The organism is Pseudomonas sp. Sample_23, from assembly GCF_004307595.1.
Lineage (GTDB): Bacteria > Pseudomonadota > Gammaproteobacteria > Pseudomonadales > Pseudomonadaceae > Aquipseudomonas > Aquipseudomonas atacamensis.
The window spans coordinates 14,848-39,493 of record NZ_RCNX01000021.1; the positions used below are offsets into that span (position 1 = coordinate 14,848).

Consider the following 24,646-nt stretch of genomic DNA (forward strand, 5'->3'; position numbering starts at 1 on the left):
ACAAGTTGTAATGCATTGCACTGTGGGAGCGAGCCTGCTCGCGAATACGGCATGACTCAATCGATCAGGCGCTTCTGAAAGTAGTGCCGCTTGTGCCCCGGTGGGTAGTCAACGATTTCCCCAAACTGGCTGAACCCCAGCTTCCTGTAGAACTCCGGCGCCTGAAAATCGAACGTGTCGAGCCAGAGGCCGTAGCAATTCTTTTCCCTGGCCAAGGCTTCCGCCTGAGCCATCAATTTCGAGCCGATACCCTTTCCGCGACCCTGTTCCGGCACGGACAGCAGCTCGATGAACATCCAGCGAAAAATCATTCGCCCGTACAAACCGCCCAGTATTTCGCCATTTTCGTCTTTGACCATCAAGGCGAACGGCTCGGATTTCGAACCGCCGGTTTGAGCATCGTTGTATTCGATCAGCGGCTGCAGAATGGCCTGACGCTGTTCCTCGGTAGGGCTCTGCGTCAACTCGATACGCAAATTCATGCATGACTTCCTTGTGTAATTGAACGCCCAGCCTAACCCGTCCGGGCAAACGCCTCCAAGCCCTTCGATCGAACAAGCGGAACCGTCAAACCAGCGTTGCGGTCTAGGCTTTTATCGCGTCTTTCCCTGAGCGCGATTGATGAGGAAATCCCGTGAATATTTTTGAAGCCCTGCGCGAAAGCCACGAGCGCCAGCGCACTTACGCCAAGGCTTTGATCGCGACCAGCGGCGACAGCCCTGAGCGAGTCGAGGCCTACAAGCAGCTCAAAGCAGAACTGCAAGCGCATGAAACCGCTGAAGAGCGGCATTTCTACATTCCGTTGATGGAAATCGATGAAGGCGTGGACCTGAGCCGCCACGCCATCGCCGAACACCACGAAATGGACGAGATGATGGAAGAGCTCGACGAGACCGAAATGTCCAGTCCTGCCTGGCTGGCCACGGCCAAAAAGCTTTCCGACAAGGTTCATCACCACCTCGAGGAAGAAGAGCACAAATTCTTCCAGATGGCCGGCAAGCTGCTCGACGATAAACAGAAAAGCCAACTCGCCGGGCAGTACGAAAAGGAGTATCAGGCGCAACTGTCTGAATGACCAAAGGCGACTCGGCGTGTAGGTGTTCAGCTACACGTTGAGTGCGATGCGTCGTCGAGCACTGGTTATGCATCCAGTGTTTCCGGGCTTTTTACGTCTTGCACACTGGGACTGTGACAAAAGCGCCGATGGACAAAAAATTCACCTCCGTTAGCTTGAAGGCCTCTCCTCGGGAAGGAGAGTTCTCAAATCAACGGAGTGAGCAAGATGAATCAGGCAATCCCACAAACCCAACTCAAACACGGTCGTGTCATCTCGCCAGCGAGTCGCGGCGCGGTCGCCATCGACCTCGGCCTGCTCGGCGCTTGGCAAGTCAATGAAATGGAAGGTGGCAAGAACTTTCCGGCCATGGACGCCGGACCTTTCCCGCAACCTTTCGAGACCGACTCGGACAGCGTCGCGCCGCCGGCCGATGGCTACATTCTCAGCGGCGGCAAGACCGATGCCCGCGATTGCGTCAATTACACCGACGACGAGATGAGCAAGAAGCTCGGCCGTTCATTCAACTGGCCGCTGCTGAATGTCGATCCGGGGCAGATTCTCGAGGTCAGCTGGGCGTACACCGCGCCGCACACCACCCGTGGTTATCGCTGGCTGATCACCAAAGACGGCTGGGATCCACAGCAACGCATCAGCCGTGCGCAGCTGGAAACCCAGCCGTTCTTCGAAGATTTCTACCCGCAAGTGCCGTATTACAGCCATGCCGGCGAATTGAAGGCCAAGGTCGATCATCAAGTGAAGCTGCCTGCGAACAAGCAGGGTCATCACGTCATTGTGCTGATGTGGATCGTCGCCAATACCGGCAACGCCTTCTACCAGGCCTTCGACGTCGACTTTCAGTAACCGCGCAGGCTGAACGAGCCCGGTAGCGCTGCCGGGCTTTTTTTGTCGGCGCAATTGATCGACCATGGCAGTCCCCCCATGAAGACAGGATCAGACGCGATGTCCAACACAGCCGAACGGGTCAACATCGTCGACACTCAGGTGTTGTCCCACGACTGGTATCTGTTGAAGAAAATCACTTTCGATTACCACCGCAACAACGGCGAATGGCAGCGCCAGACCCGCGAGGTATACGACCGGGGCAACGGCGCGGCGATTCTGCTGTTCAACCGCGAAAAGCGCACGGTGGTGCTGACCCGCCAGTTTCGTTTGCCGGTGTTCGTCAACGGCCACGATGGATTGTTGATCGAGGTGGCCGCCGGGTTGCTGGAAGGTGCCGCGCCCGAGCAGCGCATTCGTGACGAAGCCGAGGAGGAAACCGGTTACCGCGTGCACGACGTGAAAAAAGTATTCGAGGCGTACATGAGTCCCGGTTCGGTGACGGAGAAACTGCACTTCTTTATCGCTGAATACGACGCGGCGTCCAAAGTCAGCGACGGTGGTGGCCTTGAAGAGGAAACCGAAGAACTGGAAGTGCTCGAGTGGGGCTTCGATGAGGCACTGGCAGCGTTTCAACGCGGCGAGATCTGCGATGCCAAGACCATCATGCTGTTGCAGTACGCAGCGATGAATAACCTCTTCGCTTGATTCGGGCAGGAGCTGCCAACGGCTGCGATGGCTCAGCATACTGGCTGAACAGGGAGGCGCAATACGCAAAGCCGGCCATACTGCTTGTTGCTCCTGAAGTGTTGCCCTGCGTTTTGCGCAGTCCCCAAAAACAAAAAGAGATCGACTCATGAAGTACGAACCTTTGGCCAGATCGCTCATTGCGACCTCCTTGGCGCTCAGCTGTCTCATGGCTCACGCGGCATCAGTGGCGCCGGTTGCGGCGGAAAACGGCATGGTGGTCACCGCGCAACATCTGGCGACCCATGTCGGCGTCGACGTTTTGAAAAACGGCGGCAATGCCGTGGATGCGGCAGTGGCCGTGGGCTATGCGCTGGCGGTGGTCTATCCGGCTGCGGGCAACCTTGGCGGTGGCGGGTTCATGACCATACAACTGGCGGACGGGCGCAAGACCTTCCTCGATTTCCGTGAGAAAGCCCCGCTGGCAGCGACCGCCAACATGTATCTGGACAAGGACGGTAATGTCATTCCGGAACTGAGCACGCGCGGGCACCTGGCGGTCGGCGTACCGGGTACGGTGTCCGGCATGGAGCTGGCGCTGAGCAAATACGGCACCAAACAGCGCAAGGAGATGATTGCCCCGGCGATCAAACTGGCCGAAGACGGTTTCGAATTGCAGCAGGGCGATGTCGAGCTGCTCGAATACGCGACGGATGTGTTCAAGAAGGACATGCGCGATTCCGGCTCGATCTTCCTCAGCAACGGCGAGCCGATGCAGGTCGGGCAGAAACTGGTGCAAAAGGATCTGGCGAAAACCCTGCGGACAATCTCCGACAAGGGCGCCGACGGCTTCTACAAAGGTTGGGTCGCCGATGCCATTGTCACTTCCAGCCAGGCCAACAAAGGCATCATCAGCCAGGCCGACCTGGACAAATACAAGACTCGCGAACTGGCCCCGGTTGAGTGCGATTATCGCGGCTATCACGTGGTCTCGGCGCCACCGCCGAGCTCCGGCGGGGTGGTGATCTGCCAGATCATGAATATCCTCGAAGGCTATCCGATGAAGGACTTGGGCTTCCATTCCGCTCAGGGCATGCACTACCAGATCGAAGCGATGCGCCACGCGTACGTTGATCGCAACAGCTACCTCGGCGATCCGGATTTCGTGAAGAATCCGATCGAGCATCTGCTGGACAAGAATTACGCGACCAAACTGCGCAACGCCATCCAGCCGCAGAAGGCCGGCGTGTCGGCTGAGCTCAAGCCCGGTGTAGCGCCCCACGAAGGCAGCAACACCACGCACTATTCGATTGTCGACAAGTGGGGCAATGCCGTTTCGGTGACGTACACGCTCAACGACTGGTTCGGCGCGGGCGTGATGGCGAGCAAGACCGGGGTGATCCTCAACGATGAAATGGACGACTTCACCTCCAAGGTCGGCGTTCCGAACATGTATGGGCTGGTTCAAGGCGAGGCTAACGCTATCGCACCGGGCAAGGCGCCGCTGTCGTCGATGAGTCCGACCATCGTCACCAAGGATGGCAAAGTGGTGATGGTGGTCGGCACGCCGGGTGGTAGCCGGATCATCACCGCGACCTTGCTGACCATGCTCAACGTCATCGATTACGGCATGGGCTTGCAGGAAGCGGTCGACGCGCCGCGCTTCCATCAGCAGTGGATGCCGGAGGAAACCAACCTCGAAGACTTCGCCGCCAGCCCGGATACGAAAAAAATCCTGGAAAGCTGGGGCCACAAGTTTGCCGGCCCGCAGGATGCCAACCACATCGCCGCGATTCTGGTCGGCGCGCCGTCACTGGACGGCAAACCGGTTGGCAAGAATCGCTTCTACGGCGCCAACGATCCACGGCGCAATACCGGCTTGTCTTTGGGTTACTGAGCGGAGTAAAAAGGGGCGGGCGCAGGTCCGCCCTATTCTCAAGGACTGATCAAGGAAGGCTCGACATGACCACCGCATTACTGATCATCGACGTCCAGCAGGCGCTGTGTGCTGGTGAATATCAGTGCTTTGAAATCGACCGCGTGATCGCCACGATCAATGATCTCAGCCAACGCGCCCGTACGGCTGGCGTTCCGGTGGTTTTGATTCAGCACGAAGAAAAGGACGGCTCATTTGTTCGCGGTGCTGAGGGTTGGCAACTGGCGAAAAACCTTCTGACTTCTACGAAAGACCTGCGCGTAGACAAAACCACCGGGGACTCTTTCTACCAGACCGATCTCGGCAAGCTGCTGCCCAGCGAGGACTTCGAACGCCTGATCATCTGCGGCCTGCAAACCGATTACTGCGTCAACGCCACGGTGCGCAGCGCGCATTCACTGGGCTACGACATCGTCGTCGCGCGAGATGCGCATTCAACGGTCGATAACGGCAACATGAGCGCCGAGGACATCATTGCCGAACACAACAAGGACTTCGCCGCCCTGACCAGTTCCGTGGCACGAATCGACGTCAAACCGGCAGCCCAAATCACCATCTGAACCCACATAAAACCCCTGTGGGAGCGAGCCTGCTCGCGAAAGCGCTGTGACAGCCAACATCAAACCGACTGATATACCGCCTTCGCGAGCAGGTTCGCTCCCACAGGGGTGAGCAGGCTCTACGACAGCGGCGATTTACGGCAGCAGCACTGGCATAATCCCCGCCGCCCGAAGAATGGAATCTCTCGATGTTCGCTATCTACCTGCGTCACGCCGTGGCGCTGACATCTCTCGTCCTCGCCTGCACCGCCCATGCCAGCAGTTTCGATTGCACCGACGCCACCAGCAAAACCGAAAAAGCCATCTGCACTGATCCCTACCTCTCAACCCTTGACGACAAGCTCGCCGAGCAATGGCGGACCACGCTGGGCAAAGTTGCCGATCCCAATATGCTGAAAACCGACCAGCGTCAGTGGCTGAAAAGCCGCAACGCCTGCGGTGCCCTGAGCGCGTGTCTTCGGCGCGAATACCTGATGCGCCTCACTGAGCTCGAACACGCGGTTCAGCCCTTCAGTTGGGATGCCACCTGGCAACTGATTCCGCGCGGCACCTCGACCTCGGCGACCCTTGTCACCCAACGTCGTAATGCCACGCATATCGCCATCGATATCTCGGCAGGCGAGGGCGCCAATTCCGGAGACTTGACTGGCGTTGCCATACTCAAGGATGGAACAGCCGTGTACGCCGAGGACGCCTGCAAACTCGCTTTCACGCCCATCAATGGCGTACTGAACGTCACGCAAACCGGTGCGGACTCCGACTGCGGCGGAGGCATGGGCGTGTATTACGCCGGTCGGTATGTCGCCTCCGAACAACCGCTGAAGCTGGATTACGATCTGCTCAGCCTGGGTCTGGCTCGCACGCCCGCAGAAGATCAGGTACTGCGTTCGCTGCTCAAGACCGACTACCAAAAACTGGTAGAGACCTCCGGTTCCTTGCAGGTCGGCGAAGACTCAAAAGATGTGCCCGATGCTCAGGTTGTAGAAATGTGGATGCGCGGTCTCGGCGGCATCGGCATCCTGATGAGCGCGGCCGACGCGCAGGTCTGGCTGATCTTCAAAAGCTACGATGACCAGAGCCATGAACATCTGCGGTACTACACCAACGTGGCGAAGTGGAAGAAGCGGCTGCCCGATGTGCTGCAGGGCTGGTATGACCGCATGCACGAAAGTCAGTCGTCTCTGGTTCTGGAAATGATGCCCTGAGCCACAACTCCATCCGCCTCACGCAATAACCGCTCGATCTGCGCCAATTCCCACGTGCTGAGCAGACTCACCGGGTCCGTGCCATAACGCTGCCAAGTGTCCAGCGTCGCTTCATCCCCGGCGCAGTTGCGCGCGTATTCACAGTGATGCAAGTGTCCCTCGGCGAAGTCCAACCGCAGATGCCAGCCGTCGATATCAACGGCAATCAGCCCGGTCTCGGACATTACCTGGCAGACTTCGAACCCAAGCACGCCCAGCGCAGCTTCGCGCAGGCGCTGACACACATCACGGGCGGACAGAAACGCTGACATGCTGCGACTCGATTCGATGGACAAGCCTGCAAGGATAAGGCCCGCGCCCCCCATGTCAGCGTTTCACTGGCCCGAGGCTGAACAATTCCGTAACATTCGCCTCCCTCTTTTTTCGCGAAAACAGCAGCCGTGCCCAGCGGCCGCTCAGTCAGGTAAGCCATGAAACCGATTCGTCTGCGCGCCGATGTCCTCGCCGGACTCACCACCTCGTTCGCCCTGTTGCCCGAATGCATTGCTTTCGCGCTGGTCGCGCATCTCAATCCGCTGATGGGCCTGTACGGCGCGTTCATCATTTGCACGCTGACGGCGTTGTTTGGCGGTCGACCGGGCATGGTTTCCGGTGCGGCGGGTTCGATGGCGGTGGTGATCGTCGCGCTGGTGGTGCAACACGGCGTGCAATATCTGCTGGCAACGGTGCTGCTCGGCGGTCTGATCATGATGGCGTTCGGGCTGTTGCGCTTGGGCAAACTGGTGCGCATGGTGCCGCATCCGGTGATGCTCGGTTTCGTCAACGGCCTGGCGATCATCATTGCCCTGGCGCAACTGGAGCACTTCAAAAGCGGCGAGCACTGGCTCAGCGGTACGCCGCTGTATCTGATGACCGGGCTGGTGCTATTGACCATGGCCATCGTTTACATCCTGCCGCGCCTGACCAAAGCAGTGCCGCCGGCGCTGGTGGCGATCCTGGGTGTCGGCCTGCTGGTCTACCTGTTCGGCCTGCCGACCCGCACCCTCGGCGACATGGCACACATTGCCGGCGGTCTGCCGACCTTCGCTTTGCCGGACATCCCATGGAATTTCGAAACCCTGCGCATCATCGCTCCGTACGCAATCCTGATGGCGATGGTCGGCCTGCTGGAAACCTTGCTGACACTGAACCTGACCGACGAGATCACCGAAACCCGTGGCTATCCGGATCGCGAGTGCGTAGCGCTCGGCGCGGCGAACATGGTGTCCGGGGCGTTCGGTGGCATGGGCGGTTGCGCGATGATCGGGCAGACCGTGATCAATCTCAGCTCCGGCGGGCGCGGACGCTTGTCCGGCGTGGTTGCCGGTGTGCTGATTCTGTTGTTCATTCTGTTTCTGTCACCGCTGATCGAGCGTATTCCGCTGGCCGCACTGGTGGGGGTGATGTTCGTGGTGTCGCAGCAGACCTTCGCCTGGGCGTCGTTGCGGGTGATCAACAAGGTGCCGCTGCACGATGTGCTGGTGATCATCGCGGTGACCACCATCACCGTGTTCACCGATCTGGCCACGGCCGTGCTGTGCGGGATCATCATCGCTGCGCTCAACTTCGCCTGGCAGCAGGCCCGCGAACTGTATGCCGATGAACATCTGGAGGCCGACGGCAGCAAGCTCTATCGCCTGCACGGCACGCTGTTCTTTGCCTCGACCACGCCGTTTCTCAATCAGTTCGACCCGGCCAACGACCCGGCCAAAGTCACTCTCGACTGCCGACACCTGAGCTTTGTCGATTACTCGGCGATCGCCGCATTGAAAACCCTGCGTGAACGCTACGCCAAGGCGGGCAAGCATCTACAGGTGTTTCATCTGTCGGAACGCTGCAAGAAATTACTCAAGCGCGCCGGCGTCGATCACGACTGACGCCGCTGGTTTTGCGTCCTTGAGCCAGGTCTTGCCGAGAATCCGCGAGACCTGTTCGGCGGAGTAGGGCTTGGCGAGAAATTCAAAACCTTCGTACCCGCTGCGGGCCAGTTCTTCGCTGTAGCCGGAGGTGAGAATCACCGGCAGATCGGGGCGGCGCTGGCGCAGTTCCTTGGCCAACGCGACACCGGTGATGCCCGGCATGACTACGTCGGAAAACACCGCATCGAACGCGCTGGCATCGCTACCGGCCAACTGCAGGGCTTCTTCGGCGTTGGTCGCCCACGCCGTTTCATAGCCCAGATCCTGGAGGATCTGATTGGCGAAACGGCCGACATCGAGATTGTCTTCTACCACCAGCACCCGGCGTTTTTCGCAGGCCGGCTGCACCTCGCCATCGTCCTCTGCCTCGTCCATTTCTGCCTCGATCGCCGGCACTTGCGGCAAATACAAGGTGAACTCGGTGCCTTGACCAAGGACGCTGGAAACATCGACGTTGCCGCCCGATTGCTTGGCGAAGCCGAACACCTGCGACAGCCCCAGCCCCGTGCCTTTGCCGACAGCCTTGGTGGTAAAGAACGGCTCGAAGATGTGTTCGAGGGTGTGTGCGTCGATGCCGGCACCGGTGTCGGCCAGGGCAATCGACACGAAATGGCTGCTGGACCCAGCGTGGCCGCGAATCGGCGGCAGCGCTTTATGGCACTCCAGGCGCAATTTCAGTTCACCCTGACCATTCATGGCGTCGCGAGCGTTCAGGGCGATGTTGATCAATGCTGTTTCGAACTGACTGAGATCGACACGGATGTAGCAGGGGTGATCCGGGCGCTCGACGCACACGTGAATCTGCGCGCCGGTGACCGATTCGAGCATTTCGCCGATGTTGGCCAAACGTTCGCCGGCGTCGACTATCTGCGGATTGAGCGGCTGACGGCGGGCGAAGGCGAGCAACTGGCTGGTCAGCTTGGAGGCGCGCTCAACGGTGTCGGACACCGCGCGCATGTAGCGTTGGCGGCGTTCTTCCGGCAGGTTGGGCTGGCGCAGAAAATCCACCGACGAACGAATGATCGTCAGCAAATTGTTGAAGTCATGGGCGACGCCGCCGGTCAATTGGCCGATGGCTTCGAGCTTCTGCGACTGGCGCAACGCCGACTCGGCCTGGGCCAGACGCAGGCTGCGCTCTTCGACCCGTTGCTCCAGCGTGGCATTGAGTTCAGCCAATGCAAGCAGGCCCTCGCGCACGTTGGCGTCGGCGCGCACTCGCTCGATGTGCGCCCAGCAACGTTCGGTGACTTCGCTCATCAATGCCTGCTCAAATTGCGACCAGACCCGCGGCACTTTGTCGTGGACGGCCATCAATGCGGTCAGACGGCCCTGCTTGATCAGTGGTACACAAATGGTCGCGGTAATACCGATGGCCTGAAAGGTCGCCGACTCTTCCGGTGGTAGCTCGCTGCGGTTGTCATGGATGACCAGCGGTTCCCCGGCGCGCAGCAGAGTCACTGCCTTCTCACCGAAATCGCGCAAACGGTAGTGGCCGACGATGCTCGGCGAACCCGGCGCTGCATAGTCGCCGCGAATGGTGAAACCATCTTCGTCGGCATCCATGTCGGCGTACGCGCAGTTGGACAATTGCAACTGCTCGACCATCAACCGGGTGCTCGCCGCCAGGATTGCTTGCGCATCCGTGGCATTGGTCACCGCTTCGCCGATGGCATCGAGGACGGCCAGGCGTTGGTTGAGATAAACGGTCTGGGTGGTCTCGGTGACCGTGTCGAGCATGCCGACGACATTGCCCAGCGAGTCACGAATCGGGCTGTAGCAGAAAGTGAAGAACGCCTGCTCCGGACCGTTGCCGCGTTCGATCTTCAGGGCAAAGTTTTCGATGTAGGTGGCTTGGCCGGCATAGGCCGCCTCGGCTATCGGGCTGATCTCATGCCAGGCTTCCTTCCAGATGTCGCTGAAAGAACGTCCGAGCGCATGCGGCTTGTCGCCGAGAATCGGCACGAAAGCGTCGTTGTAGAGAGTGATGAGTTGCGGGCCCCAGACGATCGCCTGAGGGAAATGCGAGGCGAGACTGAGCGAGACAGTGGTCTTGAGTACATCGGGCCAGTGTTCCAACGGGCCGAGGGGCGAATTTGCCCAGTCGTGACGGCGGATCTGTCCGGCCATCTCGCCGTTGTCTTGCAACCAGTCTGTCATGGGGTTCGTGTCTTTCCGGGGCATTTGTCTGAGAACAAAGACCTGCGCACAGGCTGTTTGGTTTCAGCGCACCAGACACTGTTTGCGCTGCGAATTATTCTGACGTACATCATGGCAGCAAAAAACAGCGGTGGCGAAAAGAGCGCCTTTTCGCCACCGGTTTTATCTTCGGATCGTGAGCGACTGCTCAGGCCTCGACGGTCGGGAAATCAATGTCGGTCAGCGCCGTGTTGTTCAGGTAGTTGGTCAATGTCTGCACGGCCACCAGGGCAATGACTTCGATGATCTTGCGGTCATCGATACCGGCAGCGCGGGCAGCGGCCAATTGTTCATCGCTCAAGTGGCCACGGGTTTCGGTCAGTTGGCGGGCGAGGGCGGCGTAGGCATTCAGTTCGCCTTGACGTGCTGCGATGATGTCCTGCGCCGACAGCCCGGCTTTGCCGGCAAACACGGTGTGTGCGGACAGGCAATAGTCGCAACCGTTGACCTGCGAAGTGGCGAGGTAAACGGCTTCTTTCTCTCTGCCGCTCAATGAGGTCTTGCCGAGGATGGCCGAGGCTTGCAGGTAAGTGTCGAATGCAACCGGCGCTTGGGCGAGGGTGGTGAAGACGTTGGGCAGGAAGCCGATTTTTTTCTTCACGCCTTCCAGTGCAGGACGGGTGGCATCGGTGGCGGTGTCGAGGCTGATTGCAGGGATGCGGCTCATGGTGATTCTCCGAAATTCCGCAGCGAAGTGCAGCGGCGATGGAGAGATCTTAGGGGCTGCCAATGGCGCCTTGGCGGCAAATAGTCGAGGATATGCGGCAGATCGTCCAGATATGCCTTCGGGAGTCAGCCATGGATCGCCTTTCCACATTACTTAGTCATTTCGGTGTGAACGCCGGCACCTTCCATAGCGGCGCGTTTTGCGGCGTGAGCGTTCACGAAGGCGAACCGGTCGGCCATGTGCATGTTCTGCAAGCCGGGGCGTTGCTGCTCAAACCGGGCAACGAGCGGGAAATTCGCCTGGAAGAACCGTCGCTGATTTTCTTTCCCCGGCCTTTCACTCACCGGATGTTTGCCGACGAGGCCATGGCCAGCCAAGTGGTGTGCGCCTCGCTGACCTTCGACGGTGGCTCGGGCAATGCCTTGGCCGCCGCGTTACCGGACTATCTGGTGTTGAAACTCACCGATATCCCGGAATTGCGCAGCACCCTTGACTGGCTGTTCAACGAAGCTTTTGAAGGGCATTGCGGGCGCGTGGCGGTGATGGATCGTCTGTTTGAATTGCTGGTGATTCTGCTGCTGCGCCATCTCATCGGCAGTCGCGATCAGCAACCGGGCATGATGGCCGGGCTGGCGGATCCGCGCGTGTCTCGCGCCTTGAACCTGATCCACGAGCAGCCGCACAAGCCTTGGAGTGTCGCTGATCTCGCGGCGGCGGCGAACCAGTCCCGCGCCGGTTTTGCCGAGCAGTTTCGCCGCGTGGTCGGGCAGACGCCGGCCGATTACCTGTTGAGCTGGCGCGTCAGTCTTGCGCAGAAACGCCTGCGCGAAGGCCGCCCGATTGCATTGATTGCCGAGGAGGTTGGATACGAAAGTCCGTCGGCGCTGGCCCGGGCATTTCGGCGCAAGACCGGTCTCAGTCCACGGCAATGGAAAGCCGAACACTGAACATTACCTGGCGAATTTCTTCGCTCCGGTCACGCAAAGAATCACCCCCAGCGTGACGCCGAGCATGCCGACACTGACCTGCTCATGCAGCAACGTCGCCGCCAGTGCCAGACCAAAAAAAGGCTGCAGCAACTGCAACTGCCCGACCGCTGCGATTCCGCCCTGGGCCAGACCGCGATACCAGAACACGAAGCCGATCAGCATGCTGAACAGCGACACGTAAGCCAGGCACATCCACGCCGAAATGCTGATGTCGGCGAACGAGGCGGGCGCCAGCCACAGGCTCAGCACTGCCATCAGCGGTAACGACAACACCAGCGCCCAGCAGATCACCTGCCAGCCGCCGAGGCTGCGTGACAGTTTCGCGCCTTCGGCGTAACCGAGGCCGCAGGCCAGGATCGCCGCGAGCATCAGCAGATCGCCGGTGGGCGAGGCGCTCAAGCCTTGGGACAGGGCAAAGCCCACCACCAACGCGCTGCCCAGCACCGAAAAGATCCAGAACACTGGACGTGGCCGCTCACCGCCACGCAAGACACCAAACATCGCCGTGGCCAGCGGCAGCAATCCTACAAACACGATCGAATGCGCTGACGTTACGTGCTGCAATGCCAACGCGGTCAGCAGCGGGAAACCCAACACCACGCCCAGCGCCACAATCAACAGCGACAGCCACTGATGATGCGCCGGTCGCCGCTGTTTGAACAACAGCAGAAGTCCGACGGCCAGTGCGCCGGCGATCGCTGCTCGCACCACGGTCAGAAACACCGGTTCGAATTCCAGCACCGCCAAACGTGTGGCCGGCAGCGAACCGCTGAAAATCAGCACGCCGATAAAACCGTTGATCCAGCCACTGGTTTTTTCCAGTGCCGGGTGGGCCGCAGTCGATGTTGTGTGCATGTCGGTCGCGCTCAAAAAGTGGCTTGTGTCGCCGTGATCCTAGGGCGGAGAATCAGCACAATCAAAAAATTGTCATGGATACAGCCGACATGCCGCGTTCCCGTTACAAGACCCTGGTTGATCGCTATGCGGCAGACATTCGTGGCGGACGATTGGCGCCGGGCACGCGACTGCCAACGCATCGGCAGCTGGCGAGCCAGGAAGGTCTGGCGCTGGTTACCGCTTCACGGGTTTATGCGGAGCTTGAAGCGATGGGCCTGGTCAGTGGCGAAGCCGGGCGCGGCACGTTTGTTCGGGAAACGTCGCTGGCGCCGGGGCAGGGCATCGATCAGAAAGACGTGGCGGTCGGCATGATCGACCTGAATTTCAACTATCCCTCGTTGCCAGGTCAGGCTGAACTGTTGCGCACGGCGTTGCGCCAACTGGCGTTGTCCGGTGATCTGGAAGCACTGCTGCGTTATCAACCCCACGCCGGACGTGCCCACGAACGCGCCTCCGTGGCGCGACATTTGTCGACACGCGGCGTGGCGGTTGAAGCCGACCAAGTGCTGGTCGTCAATGGCGCTCAGCAAGGTTTGGCGGTGACGCTGATGGCCCTGCTCAAACCCGGCGATGTGATCGCCGCCGATGCGCTGACCTATTCGGGATTCAAGGTGCTGGCCGACGCGCTGCATCTGGAAGTGCTGGCGATCCCGATGACGGAGCACGGCCCGGATTTGCCGGCACTGGACAGACTCTGTCGCCAGCGTGCGGTGCGCGCCGTATACAGCATGCCGACGCTGCACAATCCGCTGGGCTGGGTCATGCCACTGGAACAGCGCGAGCAATTGGTGGCGATTGCCCGGCGGCACGATCTGACAATCATTGAAGACGCTGCCTACGCGTTTCTGGTCGAAAACCCGCCATGTCCGTTGATTGAACTGGCACCGGAACGGACGTTTTACGTATCGGGCCTGTCGAAAAACATCGCCACCGGTTTGCGGGTCGGCTTCATTGCCGCGCCGCTTCCTCAAGTGTCCGCACTGGAGCGAATCATTCGCGCGACGACATGGAACACGCCTGGGGTGATGACCGCCATCGCGTGCGGCTGGCTCGACGATGGCACCGTCACCGTGCTTGAGGCGCAGAAACGTCGTGATGCTACGGCGCGACAGGCCTTGGCCGCCGAGGTGCTCAAAGGGCTGCGCTACATTGCTCATCCGGCCTCGTATTTTCTGTGGTTGCCGTTGCCCGAAGATGTGCGTGCCGATCAGATCGTGGTCGAGTTGATGCAGCAGCAGATTTCGGTCACCAGCGCCGTGCCGTTTTCGCTGTCGGCCCATACGCCCCATGCGATTCGTCTGGCGCTCGGCTCGGTGGACATGCAGGTGTTGCGTCAGGCGTTGATCACCGTCAGAACGGTTGTCGGCGCTTATCTGTAAACTGCGCCCACGCCATGCAAAGCGAGGTTTGGACTGTTCAATGAAATTCACCACAGCACTGCTTTTCGCCCTGATCTTCAGCACCAGCGCACAGGCTGAGGGCGACCCTGAGGCCGGGGCGGAAATCTTTCCGCGTCTGTGCGGCGGTTGCCATCAGGTTGGCGAGTCGGCTCGTTCGGGGTTTGGTCCGCAGCTCAACGGCGTCATTGGCCGGGCTGCGGGGACTTCGGCCAATTATGTTTATTCCGATGCGATGAAAAACTCGGGGATTACCTGGGATCGGGCGACGTTGAAGGCTTATCTCGAGGATCCGAAAGGGGTGGTGCCGGGGACGCGGATGATTTTCTGGGGGCTGAGTGATGAGCAGAAGCTGGAGAATCTGTTGGCTTATCTGCAGAAATTCAGCGCTGAATAATTACGGGAACGCGCTGTTCCAAGGCGTTTTTTTAGTTTTGACGGGGTACATATCCATTGCTGCGGTAACGGCTGCTTAGGGTTTCGCCCTTACGGCGAGTCACCTTTTTTTGCTTTTCTGTGGGAGCGAGCCTGCTGGCGAAAGCGGTTCTCCAGCCGGCCCAAATTTCCGCTTTTACCCCATCCCTGTGGGAGCTGGCTTGCCAGCGATGGGGTCGGTGAGCCGGCCTGTCTCTGGTTGATATACGCCGGTGTCAGTGGGTATGAAACGCAACCTGATTGCGCCCCGCAGCTTTCGCCTGATACAGCTGCTGATCGGCACGTTTGACCAGCGTCGTATGGTTGTTGTCCGCCGGATCTGCCAGGCCGAGGCCAATACTCACGGTAACGTTGCCGACGCCGGGAAACTCCGCGTCGGCTACCGCTGCGCGAATCTTTTCGGCGACGACTTCCGGGGTGTCGGGTTGCGCGACTTCCGGCAGCAGTACGGCGAACTCTTCGCCGCCGTAGCGGGCGACGAAATCGGTGCTGCGTACGCTGTTCTGGATCAAGGTCGCCAGTTGTTGCAGGACCTCGTCACCGACCGCGTGGCCGTGGCTGTCATTGATGCGTTTGAAGTGGTCGGCATCGATCAGCAGCAGGGCAAACGGGCGTCCGGTGCGTCGGGACAGCAGCGAATACTCAGTGATTTTTTCGTCAAAACGGCGGCGGTTGTAAACGCCGGTCAGGCCGTCGTGAGTGGCCAGGCTCAGCAGCTCGGCGTTGGCCTCGGTGAGTGCGGCGGTGCGTTGCGCCACGGTGGCTTCAAGCGAGGCGTTGGCTTCTTGCAGTTCGCGTTCCTTGCCGAGCAGTGACTGTGTCATTGCGTCGATGGACTGGCCGAGCTGGGCGATTTCCAGCACCGGATGCTGGAGCTGGAACTGTGCGCCGGACTGGTTGTTCTGCACTTGTTTGGCCGAGCGTGCCAGTTGTTCGATCGGCCGGCTCAGGTACAGCGCCAGATAATAAGCCACCAGACCGAAAACGATGGCGGCGAAAACGCCGAGTATCAACAGTTCATATTGCAGCATCCGCGCCGGTTGCAGCGCAGTCTCCAATGGCTGGCGAATGGCGATCGACCATGATAGCGCCGTGCCCGATGGCGTCGGCACGGTGACCATGCTGGTCAGGTAACCGTTGGCCGCCGTCCAGCCCGACAATACCGGATCGTTGGTCGCCAGCTGTTGGCCCATCAGCGCTTCGGGGTAGAGCACCTTGCCATCGTGGTCGACGATCAGCGCCTGAATATCCGGCGCCGAGTTCTTGTGGGAAAACGCCGCCGACTCGACGATGCGCGTCACCCAACTCCAGTGCGCATGTGCGCCCAGCACGCCAATCACCTGCCCTTCGGCATTGTGGATTGGCGCGGCGAAATCGATGAAGCGCAGCGGCTCGCCATTGGGCAGACCCGGCAACAACTTGGCCAGCAACACTGCTTCGTGGGGATCGCCGGTGTATTGCCGGCGCAGGCCGATCTGGAACCACGGGCGTTTCTGTACGGATTGGCCAACCAGCAGATCATTGACCGCCTGGCGCACGTTGCCCTCGGCGTCGGTGACGCCCATCCACGCATATTCGGCGCGCGCCTGGGTGCGCAACTGCATCGACTTGAGGATGGCTGGGTTGTCCAGATCTCCGCGCTCCAGATGCGGCGCGCGACTGAGCAGGTAAACCTCTAGCTGCCGTTCGCGCAGTTGTTCGCCCAATAGCGTCGCCGCCGCGCGCGCCGTGTTCAGCAACGCGTTGCCGCTGGCCTGTTTCATTTGTTCGGTGGCGATGTGACCGACATAAAAGCCGACGCTCAATAACGTCAGCAGGGACAAACCGCCGAACCACAGGGTGAGATGGCTATGCAGACTGGCTTTGAACATGGAGGCGGGTGTCTGTCTTTATTGAAGTGGCGCCATGGTATGCGACATCGCCGACGGCGGGCCAGCGAACGGGTTCAAGTAAATACAAAGAAGATTGATGCCAATGAGCCATCATTTTGGTTAGAATGCGCGCCGCCCGAGAGACGGATCCCGGGCGTTTCCCCATGGAGTTTTACTGTGAAATACCTCAGCAAAGTAGTCGCCGCCGCACTGTTCGGTGTGGTTCTGGCAGGTTGCACCGGCGCCCCGATGAAAACCGCCCATTACGACAGCAACCAATACACCGTGGTTGGCCACAGCGAAGCATCGGCCACCGGCCTGCTGCTGTTTGGCATTATCCCGATCCGCCAGAACAGCCGATTTGTGCGCGCGCAAAACGCGGCCATCCAAGCCAAGGGCGGCGATGCAATGATCAACACGCAGGTTCAGGAAAACTGGTTCTGGGCCTGGGTTCTGACCGGCTACACCACCACCATCTCCGGTGACGTGGTCAAGCTGAAAACCGCGCAATAAGCGACGGCTGAATGCAAAAAAGCCCGGCTGATCAGGCCGGGCTTTTTCATGGGTGTTGCGGTCATGCAGTAGATTCATGCAACGCGGCGCTCGATCAGACGATCAGAGCCACCTTCAGCGACGCGGCGTTCGAGCAGACGATCCGAACCACCTTCGGCAACACGGCGTTCGATCAGACGATCCGAACCACCTTCAGCAACGCGACGTTCGAGCAGACGATCCGAACCACCTTCGGCAACACGGCGTTCGAGCAGACGATCCGAACCACCTTCGGCAACACGGCGTTCGAGCAGACGATCCGAACCACCTTCGGCAACGCGGCGTTCGATCAGACGATCCGAACCGCCTTCAGCAACGCGACGTTCGAGCAGACGATCTGAACCACCTTCGGCAACACGGCGTTCGAGCAGACGGTCCGAACCACCTTCAGCCAGACGGCTTTCGATCAGCTTGTCCGAGCCGCCTTCAGCGACCAGGGTGTGAGCAGGCGTTACTGCAAAAGCGTTAACTGCGAAAACCGAGAAAGCGATGCCGAGAAGGGTTTGGCGTTTCATGATCGTGTGCTCCAGAAAGTTGTTTGTTTGTCTGGAGCCGATGTTACGCCGCGCAGTTTTTATGAGAACTTCATTGACGTGATGGTGAACATCGACGCCGATGATGTTTGCCAGGAGCGTTGATTCAGAGCGCTTTCGCCTGGATGCACAACTCGCCGCTGGCACGAATCAGCGCCAGGTCATGCAGCGAATCGGCGGCCAGACCGTTGCGGACATCGGCCAGCCAGGCCGGGCAATTCGGATCCTGGCGATAGGGCGCGAAGGCGGCGTACTGCTGCAACAAGCGCTTTTGCAGTTCATCCAGGCGCGGGCGGATCTGTTTGCCCAGATCCGGACGCGGTGTGTCCGGTGCAGCACCTGCCGCTTGCCATTGCGCGAGCAGACCGTATTGCACCAGTTTGTTCGCTTCCATCTGTGCGGCGATCAGTTGCGCGACGTCGTCCGGATCGAGTTTGTGTTCGGTGGCCAGAGTTCGGGCATTGGCGATGACCTGCGCCTCACGCGGGCTGTCCTGAATAGGCTTGCCGCTGTCCCATTTGGTCAACGCAACCAGATCACCGATGCTCAGGCGTTCATTCAAAGTGGCCAGTAGCGGTTTCAATGAAGCAGGCGCTGCTGCGGGTTCGGCTGCCTGCGCGTAGGCGGCCGACAGAGCGAGGAGGGAGCCAAGCAGAAAATTTGCAACGTTACGCATGAACCGAGCCTCAATAGTACGTGTCGACAGAGTCGCTGATTTACCACAGCCGCAACACTGACACAAAGCGATGCGCGGCATTTACACAAATGCAAAACAGACAATCAACACCGTCTGGAAATGTTGATTGCACGCTGCACGCAACTCACCGAAGCTATCGTCAATCAGGCCTGCCGCCGTCGAGATGGACCTCCATTCAATGCATAGCGCCACCTTCGCCAAACCGCTCTGGCAAACCTATCTGCTGTTTCTCGCGCCGATGGTGCTGTCGAACTTCCTGCAATCGATGTCCGGGACGGTCAACAGCATCTACATCGGTCAGATGCTCGGCACCCAAGCGCTTGCGGCCGTATCCGGCATGTTTCCTGTCGTGTTCTTTTTCATCGCCCTGGTCATCGGCCTCGGCGCTGGCGCAGGCGTGTTGATCGGCCAGGCGTGGGGCGCGCGCGAAACGCACATGGTGAAGGCGATTGCCGGAGCGACGTTGCTGCTGGGTGTGTTGATCGGTTTGGTCGCGGCGGTGCTGGGCACGGTGTTTGCGCGACAGGCACTGACGGGGTTGGGCACGCCGGCGGATGTACTCGACGACGCGGTGGACTATGCCCACGTCATGTTGTGGATTCTGCCATCGCTATTGGTATTCGTACTGTTCACCCAATTGCTGCGTGGGGTCAGCGATACGCTGTCGCCACTGCTCGCGCTGATCGTCTCCACCGCCGTGGGGCTGGCGCTGACGCCGGCGTTGATTCGCGGCTGGCTGGGTTTGCCGCCATTGGGCATTCAGAGCGCGGCGTATGCCGGGCTGGCGGGGAATCTGTCGGCAATGGCGTGGCTGGCCTGGCGGCTGATTCGCAAGCGCCATCCGCTAGCGCCGGATCGAGAGTTCTTCGCCGCGCTGCGATTGGATCGGGTCATTCTCGGCAAGGTCCTGCGCATCGGCCTGCCCACCGGGGTACAGATGATCGTCCTGTCGTTATCGGAGCTGGTGATCCTGGCACTGGTCAATCAGCACGGCTCGCAAGCGACAGCGGCGTATGGCGCAGTAACGCAGATCGTCAACTATGTGCAGTTTCCGGCGCTGTCGATTGCAATCACCGCATCGATCCTTGGTGCCCAGGCAATCGGCGCCGGGCATCTGCAACGCATGGGTCCGATCCTGCGCACCGGGCTGTTGATCAATGTGTGCCTGACCGGTGGCCTGATTGTGTTGGGTTATCTGTTATCGCACTGGTTGCTGGGCCTGTTCCTCACCGAGGACTCGACCCGGGCGATGGCCGAGCACCTGCTGCATATCATGCTCTGGAGCCTGTTGGTGTTCGGTTTCCAGGCCATCATCGGCGGGATCATGCGCGCCAGCGGCACTGTCCTGGTGCCGGTGGTCATTTCGATTATCTGTGTGGTCGGCGTGCAGTTGCCGGCGGCTTACTGGCTCGACGGGCAGTTCGGTTTGCAGGGTGTGTGGATGGCGTTCCCGGTTGCTTATCTGGGAATGCTGATTTTGCAGACCCTGTATTACAAATTGGTGTGGAAGCATCAGAAGATAGAGCGGTTGATATAGGCGCTGGCATAACAACGGGTTGTTTGCTTAAGTCAACCAAGGCCCTCGACGACGCACGCCGCCAGGAGAATGTCATGACGTTGCGATTGCTGCTGGTTGCCGCGTTTACATCGTGCGTCATGGTCTGTGCGCAGGCCGCTGAATACAACCGGGTCAACACCAGCGCCAGCCAGATCAGTTTCACCTACAACCAGATGGGCTCGCGAATGTACGGCACCTTCGGCAGATTCGAGGCGACGCTGGACTTCGATACCGACGACCTCGGCAAAGCCCAGACCACGCTGCATATCGATCTCGCCAGCATCGATGCTGGCAGTGAAGACGCCAATACCGAACTGGTGAAACCGGCGTGGTTCGACACCGGGAAATTCCCGCTCGCGGTGTTCAAGTCCAGCCGTTTTACTCAAGTGGACGAGCATCGTTATCAAGTCGCCGGTCAGCTTACGCTCAAGGGCATCACTCGCGAGGTCGAGGTGCCGGTGCAGTTGAAACCGGACAACGCCATCGGCATCTTCGATGGTGAGCTGGTGCTCAATCGAGAGGAGTTCGGCCTCGGCGCAGGGGAGTGGGCTGACAGCGTGGTGTCCAGAGACATCAACATCAAATTCAGAGTGGTGGCGCCACAACAGTGACCGTTCAGTAATATCGGTCCTGTTCCTTCATCGCCTGAATCTGCCAGAACGTCCGGCCGGAAATCAGCAGGAACAGCAGGGCGAGCGTCACGCCGCCGGTCATGATGTAAAAACCTGCGCGATAGCTTTGCAGCTGGCTGGCGATGGCGCTTTTTTCCGGCATCCAGGGCGAGACCAATAGCGCAATCGGGCCATTGACTTCGTACTGGGTGTGTTCGGCGTAGCGTTCGTCGACAAAATCACCTTCATGGAGCTGGCCCAGCTCGCCGGCATAACGATAGTGAATGATTTTGCCATTCTTGTTCATCAGGATCTCTTCCAGCTGCGTGACAGTGCCGTTGGTTTGCGCGCCATTGAAATTCAGCAGCGCATACAGAATGCCTTGATGGCGCGCCATCCCGGCGAGGAGCAAGACCACGCAGCAGGCGACAGTGAGCATGACGACGCGGTTGTAAAGATGATCTTTTGCGGCTTCGCGCGGGTAATACATGGCCCGGTCCTTGGTAGTGAAATGAAGGTGTTCGTTACATCGGCCTTCGACAGCGGATCTTTAAACGGTGGTCTATCGCGGCACGGTATGATGTCGCGGTTCGTCGACGGCTCTGATCATCGGCAACGTTTTTTATCGCCGGAGTTTGCCCATGCCACGCATCACCCACTACACCTCCCCATGCCCGGAAAACGTCAACAGCCAGATCCTGCAAATGGTCGTCGACTACCTGACCGACATCAGTGCGGTCGGCCTCGGCCCGAGCAATCTGCTGTACAACGTTTATCAGTACGCGGTGGGTTATGAGGTGCATCTCTACCTCGAGGCGTTGAACGGCCAGAAGGGCACCGAGGTGGAATTGCTGGTGGCCACTAACGATGAAGACCCGGAGCAAGTCATCGGATTTCTCATCTGTCTGCCGGTGCAGGGCGATTGGGAGGCGTGCAGCGTCGCGTACATGGCGGTGCGTGAAGGCCATCGGCGCCAAGGTGTGGCGCGGGCGATGCTCACGGACATGGTCGGGCGCTATCCGCATGCGGAACTGGCCTGCAGCATTGGCAAGGTGCCGTATTTCGAGGCACTGGGTTTTGAAGTGATCGGCCAGCGCGAAACCCAGGTGCTGATGAGCACGCGGCATTACCGCAGCAACGGCCTGCGCGGGTTCATCGACACCACGCCGATCTATCGCTCGCTGGAAGTGCAGCAGATTCACACCTATCTGCTGCAGAAGAACGGCAAGCGCGCGATGCTCGATGCGGAAAAACAACGCGATCGCCATCTGGACCAGACCAGCCGCCACGTAGAAGAATTCGTCCGTCAGCGCCTGACCCTGCACTGATCGTCGGCCAATCAAAAGCCCTTGCTGCGCATCCCGCGGCAAGGGCTTTTTTGTGCCTGCTTCTCAACCGAGCTTGACGTTCATGGTGATGCGCGCGGTGAAGACTTTTTTACCCTCGCAATCGTGAATGTCGACGTTGACTACCTTGTCGCCATCGCTTTGCCAATCCACACCTTCAGCGCTGGCCACGGCGGTGACGTCGGTTTTCGCCTTGGCCAGATATTCCACGGTCATGCCTTTGGGAATCCAGCGCGCGCCGGCCGGGATCGACACGTCGGTCATCATTCCGCCGGCCAGTTCTGCCGCGTTGCACATGGCGATCGCGTGCACCGTGCCGAGGTGGTTGGTGATTTCCTTGCGAAACGGCACTTGCACGGTGGCGGCATTCGGGCGCAACTCGGAAATCAGCGGATTGATGCTGCTGAAGTACGGGGCGAACTGGCAGGCCATTTTGCTGAATGCATCCGGGCCGACGCTGTTGAACATGCTGAGAGATTGACTCATGGGAAGCCTCGCTGGGTAGTTTGCAGAACGATGTTCCGTTACAGAATAATATTCTGTAACGGAACGGTATTCTGTTCACGGCAAATCTGTCAACCTAGGCGCGATTTGTTCACGGGCACGTGACGCCTTTATCAACCTCCGTTTTTGGACCCGAGCAGCATGGACACCGCCGATCTACTGGAACGCAGCTACCCCGGCCGCCGCGCCGAACTCAAACGCGATATCTTTCGCAAGGCCCTGAGCCTGTTCAATGAACAGGGGATCGAAGCCACCACCATCGAAATGATCCGTGCCGAGTGCGACACCAGCGTCGGCGCGATCTACCACCATTTCGGCAACAAGGAAGGGCTGGTCGCGGCGCTGTTTTTCACCGCGCTGGAGGATCAGGCGCGTTTGCGTGATGCGTATCTGGACGCGGCCAGTACCACTGAAGAAGGCGTGCAGGCGCTGGTCTTCAGCTATGTCGACTGGGTCGAGCAACAGCCGCAGTGGGCGCGATTCCAGTACCACGCGCGGTTCGCCGTGACCAAAGGCCCGTTCAAGGACGAGCTGGCCGAGCGCAACAAGACGCGCAACCTGCGTCTGCGCCAATGGCTGACGCAATCGGGTCGCGCCGCCGAACTGCAGGATTTGCCTGCCGAGCTGCTGCCATCGCTGATCATTGGCCAAGCGGACAGCTACTGCCGAGCCTGGCTGGCAGGGCGAGTCAAAGGCAGCCCGAGCGCCTATCGCGAAGTGCTCGCGCAAGCGGCGTGGCGTTCGATACGCGCCGAAGGTCTCGCCGAGAACTGAAATACGCAGACAAAAAAAGAGCCTCAAAGCTCTTTGATGGGGAGGAAGTAGAGCCCGTGAGGCTCAAGAGGCGTGTGAAGCAAAGCGTGGGCTTGATTGGGGTTCAGAACACCCACGCCTACGCAGCGCCGGATCAATCCGGTCACCGCGTAACTTCATCCTAGGAGCGTGCAATGGACGACTCAAGTACCGCCAGTCGTCCTTGCACAATGCCGGTTCATGCCGGGCGCGATCCCGGCCAACCGGATTTTTTCAGTGCCGCCAGAAGCGTCTGTCCATCCAGGCCCGGCACCAAATGCCCGTTGCCTTCGCTGCTGTCGCTGGCGAGCAGGGCATTGATGATCGCTTCTTCCACGGCTTCGGTCGCGGCCAGAAACAGCTCGCTGATGTGGTCGTTGTTGACCATGCGCAAACCGTCGCAGGTGGCTGCGCGTTTAGCCTCGTAAGCGGCGGGCGGGACGTGATCATTGCCAGTGGCGAAGGCAATGAAGATGTCGCCGCTGTGGTCTTCGTTACCGCCGCCGGTACGCGCCAGGCCCAGGCTGGCACGCTGTGCCAGACGCATGCATTGATGGGGCAGCAGCGGCGCATCAGTCGCCAGGCAGACGACGATCGAGCCCATGCCCGGGTGCGGCAGCGCTGCCCGCAGGAACGGTGAATCCTTCTGCTCCATATAGCGCCCGACCGGGTAACCATCGACGCGTAATTCACTGCGAATGCCGTGGTTGGCCTGCACGATCGCGCCAACGGTCCAGCCTCCCTGGGCAGCACTCAAACGGCGCGATGCGGTGCCGATGCCACCCTTGAATTCGTGGCAGATCATGCCGCTGCCACCACCCACCGCACCTTCGCCTACCGGCCCATCCACGGCACCGTTCAGTGCCTCGGCGACATGCTCGGGTTTGACGTGAAAGCCGTTGATGTCATTGAGCAGTCCATCGAAGGTTTCCAGCACCACCGGCATATTCCAGTAAAGCCGCCCGTCATTCGGCTGTTGCTCACGGTCCAGCACAATCAGCGCATCACGCACCACACCCAGGCTGTGGGTGTTGGTAAAGGCAATCGGACTGGTCAGCAGACCGGCCTCGCGAATCCATTCCAGGCCGGTCGCGTCACCGTTGCCATTGAGTACATGCACGCCGGCAAAGCACGGTTGCTGGCTGGTCGAGCCGGGGCGCGGCTCGATCAGCGTGACGCCGGTGCAGATGTCACGGCCGCTGCTGCTGCGACCGCGTACATTGCTGTGACCGACGCGCACCCCCGGCACATCGGTAATGGCGTTGAGCGGGCCAGGTTGCATCTGGCCAATCAGGATATCGAGATCACGGGCACGCGGATTCATAAGATTCAGTCTCTTCATTCAAAGGTCGGGCGGC

At 59.8% G+C, this 24,646-nt stretch carries 26 protein-coding genes; 15 read left to right on the forward strand and 11 right to left on the reverse strand.

Annotation, left to right across the window (positions count from 1 at the left end):
• Positions 1 to 56 precede the first annotated feature (56 nt).
• Positions 57 to 482, reverse strand: coding sequence for a GNAT family N-acetyltransferase (locus D8U82_RS04465; protein WP_130901724.1), 426 nt, complete (start codon positions 480 to 482; stop codon positions 57 to 59).
• Between the two features lie 152 nt (positions 483 to 634).
• Here D8U82_RS04465 and D8U82_RS04470 point away from each other — a divergent pair, with 152 nt between their 5' ends.
• The 6 genes from D8U82_RS04470 (at position 635) to D8U82_RS04495 (ending at position 6,285) form a co-directional block, all read left to right on the forward strand.
• Positions 635 to 1,075, forward strand: coding sequence for a hemerythrin domain-containing protein (locus D8U82_RS04470; protein ID WP_024013399.1), 441 nt, complete (start codon positions 635 to 637; stop codon positions 1,073 to 1,075).
• A 207-nt stretch (positions 1,076 to 1,282) separates the two neighbouring features.
• Positions 1,283 to 1,918, forward strand: coding sequence for a lytic polysaccharide monooxygenase auxiliary activity family 9 protein (locus D8U82_RS04475; protein WP_016775256.1), 636 nt, complete (start codon positions 1,283 to 1,285; stop codon positions 1,916 to 1,918).
• Positions 1,919 to 2,017: 99 nt separating this feature from the next.
• Complete coding sequence (locus D8U82_RS04480; protein ID WP_024013397.1) at positions 2,018 to 2,605, forward strand: NUDIX domain-containing protein; 588 nt, start codon at positions 2,018 to 2,020, stop codon at positions 2,603 to 2,605.
• 148 nt (positions 2,606 to 2,753) lie between these two features.
• Positions 2,754 to 4,481 carry a gamma-glutamyltransferase gene (gene ggt / locus D8U82_RS04485; protein ID WP_024013396.1) on the forward strand — a complete coding sequence of 576 codons (1,728 nt, stop codon included), beginning with the start codon at positions 2,754 to 2,756 and terminating at the stop codon, positions 4,479 to 4,481.
• A gap of 65 nt (positions 4,482 to 4,546) precedes the next feature.
• A complete protein-coding gene (locus tag D8U82_RS04490; RefSeq protein WP_110600826.1) occupies positions 4,547 to 5,080 on the forward strand; it encodes a cysteine hydrolase family protein in 534 nt (177 codons plus the stop codon).
• 188 nt (positions 5,081 to 5,268) lie between these two features.
• Entirely contained in the window at positions 5,269 to 6,285 is a 1,017-nt protein-coding gene (locus D8U82_RS04495) for a lysozyme inhibitor LprI family protein (protein ID WP_125927810.1), read from the forward strand.
• Here D8U82_RS04495 and D8U82_RS04500 read toward each other — a convergent pair.
• Positions 6,252 to 6,596, reverse strand: coding sequence for a hypothetical protein (locus D8U82_RS04500; protein ID WP_125927808.1), 345 nt, complete (start codon positions 6,594 to 6,596; stop codon positions 6,252 to 6,254). The two genes, D8U82_RS04495 and D8U82_RS04500, sit on opposite strands and share 34 nt — an antisense overlap.
• 159 nt (positions 6,597 to 6,755) lie before the next feature.
• Between D8U82_RS04500 and D8U82_RS04505 the strand changes: the two genes are divergently transcribed.
• Entirely contained in the window at positions 6,756 to 8,201 is a 1,446-nt protein-coding gene (locus D8U82_RS04505) for a SulP family inorganic anion transporter (RefSeq protein WP_130901725.1), read from the forward strand.
• On the opposite strand, the gene D8U82_RS04510 is transcribed toward D8U82_RS04505, so the two are convergent.
• On the reverse strand, positions 8,169 to 10,400 hold the full coding sequence (locus D8U82_RS04510; protein ID WP_130901726.1) for a response regulator: 2,232 nt from the start codon (positions 10,398 to 10,400) through the stop codon (positions 8,169 to 8,171). The two genes, D8U82_RS04505 and D8U82_RS04510, sit on opposite strands and share 33 nt — an antisense overlap.
• 187 nt (positions 10,401 to 10,587) lie before the next feature.
• On the reverse strand, positions 10,588 to 11,106 hold the full coding sequence (locus D8U82_RS04515; protein ID WP_130888685.1) for a carboxymuconolactone decarboxylase family protein: 519 nt from the start codon (positions 11,104 to 11,106) through the stop codon (positions 10,588 to 10,590).
• A gap of 131 nt (positions 11,107 to 11,237) precedes the next feature.
• Here D8U82_RS04515 and D8U82_RS04520 point away from each other — a divergent pair, with 131 nt between their 5' ends.
• Positions 11,238 to 12,053, forward strand: coding sequence for an AraC family transcriptional regulator (locus D8U82_RS04520; protein WP_123442139.1), 816 nt, complete (start codon positions 11,238 to 11,240; stop codon positions 12,051 to 12,053).
• 3 nt (positions 12,054 to 12,056) lie between these two features.
• Here the strand turns inward: D8U82_RS04520 and D8U82_RS04525 are convergent, their stop codons facing one another.
• The gene (locus D8U82_RS04525; RefSeq protein WP_130901727.1) at positions 12,057 to 12,950 is read right to left on the reverse strand and encodes a DMT family transporter; all 894 of its coding nucleotides are present in this window, start codon (positions 12,948 to 12,950) and stop codon (positions 12,057 to 12,059) included.
• Positions 12,951 to 13,039: 89 nt separating this feature from the next.
• Here D8U82_RS04525 and D8U82_RS04530 point away from each other — a divergent pair, with 89 nt between their 5' ends.
• Positions 13,040 to 14,371 carry a PLP-dependent aminotransferase family protein gene (locus D8U82_RS04530; RefSeq protein ID WP_130901728.1) on the forward strand — a complete coding sequence of 444 codons (1,332 nt, stop codon included), beginning with the start codon at positions 13,040 to 13,042 and terminating at the stop codon, positions 14,369 to 14,371.
• Between the two features lie 40 nt (positions 14,372 to 14,411).
• The gene (locus tag D8U82_RS04535) at positions 14,412 to 14,786 is read left to right on the forward strand and encodes a cytochrome c family protein (protein ID WP_130901729.1); all 375 of its coding nucleotides are present in this window, start codon (positions 14,412 to 14,414) and stop codon (positions 14,784 to 14,786) included.
• A 253-nt stretch (positions 14,787 to 15,039) separates the two neighbouring features.
• On the opposite strand, the gene D8U82_RS04540 is transcribed toward D8U82_RS04535, so the two are convergent.
• The gene (locus tag D8U82_RS04540; RefSeq protein ID WP_130901730.1) at positions 15,040 to 16,695 is read right to left on the reverse strand and encodes a diguanylate cyclase; all 1,656 of its coding nucleotides are present in this window, start codon (positions 16,693 to 16,695) and stop codon (positions 15,040 to 15,042) included.
• Between the two features lie 177 nt (positions 16,696 to 16,872).
• On the opposite strand from D8U82_RS04540, the gene D8U82_RS04545 reads away from it, so the two are divergent.
• Positions 16,873 to 17,208 carry a hypothetical protein gene (locus D8U82_RS04545; protein ID WP_024013386.1) on the forward strand — a complete coding sequence of 112 codons (336 nt, stop codon included), beginning with the start codon at positions 16,873 to 16,875 and terminating at the stop codon, positions 17,206 to 17,208.
• Between the two features lie 74 nt (positions 17,209 to 17,282).
• On the opposite strand, the gene D8U82_RS04550 is transcribed toward D8U82_RS04545, so the two are convergent.
• Together D8U82_RS04550 and D8U82_RS04555 are read right to left on the reverse strand one after the other, a co-directional pair.
• Positions 17,283 to 17,762: a phage infection protein gene (locus D8U82_RS04550; protein WP_130901731.1), complete on the reverse strand. Its 480-nt coding sequence runs from the start codon at positions 17,760 to 17,762 to the stop codon at positions 17,283 to 17,285.
• A 124-nt stretch (positions 17,763 to 17,886) separates the two neighbouring features.
• The gene (locus D8U82_RS04555; RefSeq protein ID WP_130901732.1) at positions 17,887 to 18,456 is read right to left on the reverse strand and encodes a chorismate mutase; all 570 of its coding nucleotides are present in this window, start codon (positions 18,454 to 18,456) and stop codon (positions 17,887 to 17,889) included.
• A gap of 199 nt (positions 18,457 to 18,655) precedes the next feature.
• Between D8U82_RS04555 and D8U82_RS04560 the strand changes: the two genes are divergently transcribed.
• Positions 18,656 to 20,014 (forward strand): MATE family efflux transporter, encoded by a 1,359-nt coding sequence (locus tag D8U82_RS04560; RefSeq protein ID WP_130888692.1) that lies wholly within the window; start codon positions 18,656 to 18,658, stop codon positions 20,012 to 20,014.
• A 74-nt stretch (positions 20,015 to 20,088) separates the two neighbouring features.
• Positions 20,089 to 20,646, forward strand: coding sequence for a YceI family protein (locus D8U82_RS04565; protein WP_130901733.1), 558 nt, complete (start codon positions 20,089 to 20,091; stop codon positions 20,644 to 20,646).
• A gap of 4 nt (positions 20,647 to 20,650) precedes the next feature.
• On the opposite strand, the gene D8U82_RS04570 is transcribed toward D8U82_RS04565, so the two are convergent.
• The gene (locus D8U82_RS04570) at positions 20,651 to 21,136 is read right to left on the reverse strand and encodes a hypothetical protein (protein ID WP_130901734.1); all 486 of its coding nucleotides are present in this window, start codon (positions 21,134 to 21,136) and stop codon (positions 20,651 to 20,653) included.
• Positions 21,137 to 21,287: 151 nt separating this feature from the next.
• Between D8U82_RS04570 and D8U82_RS04575 the strand changes: the two genes are divergently transcribed.
• Positions 21,288 to 21,974 carry a GNAT family N-acetyltransferase gene (locus D8U82_RS04575; protein WP_016775237.1) on the forward strand — a complete coding sequence of 229 codons (687 nt, stop codon included), beginning with the start codon at positions 21,288 to 21,290 and terminating at the stop codon, positions 21,972 to 21,974.
• A 63-nt stretch (positions 21,975 to 22,037) separates the two neighbouring features.
• On the opposite strand, the gene D8U82_RS04580 is transcribed toward D8U82_RS04575, so the two are convergent.
• Positions 22,038 to 22,478 (reverse strand): hotdog fold domain-containing protein, encoded by a 441-nt coding sequence (locus D8U82_RS04580; RefSeq protein ID WP_024013379.1) that lies wholly within the window; start codon positions 22,476 to 22,478, stop codon positions 22,038 to 22,040.
• Positions 22,479 to 22,637: 159 nt separating this feature from the next.
• Here D8U82_RS04580 and D8U82_RS04585 point away from each other — a divergent pair, with 159 nt between their 5' ends.
• Positions 22,638 to 23,270: a TetR/AcrR family transcriptional regulator gene (locus D8U82_RS04585; protein ID WP_130901735.1), complete on the forward strand. Its 633-nt coding sequence runs from the start codon at positions 22,638 to 22,640 to the stop codon at positions 23,268 to 23,270.
• Between the two features lie 217 nt (positions 23,271 to 23,487).
• Here the strand turns inward: D8U82_RS04585 and D8U82_RS04590 are convergent, their stop codons facing one another.
• On the reverse strand, positions 23,488 to 24,612 hold the full coding sequence (locus tag D8U82_RS04590; RefSeq protein ID WP_130901736.1) for a P1 family peptidase: 1,125 nt from the start codon (positions 24,610 to 24,612) through the stop codon (positions 23,488 to 23,490).
• Positions 24,613 to 24,646 lie beyond the last annotated feature (34 nt).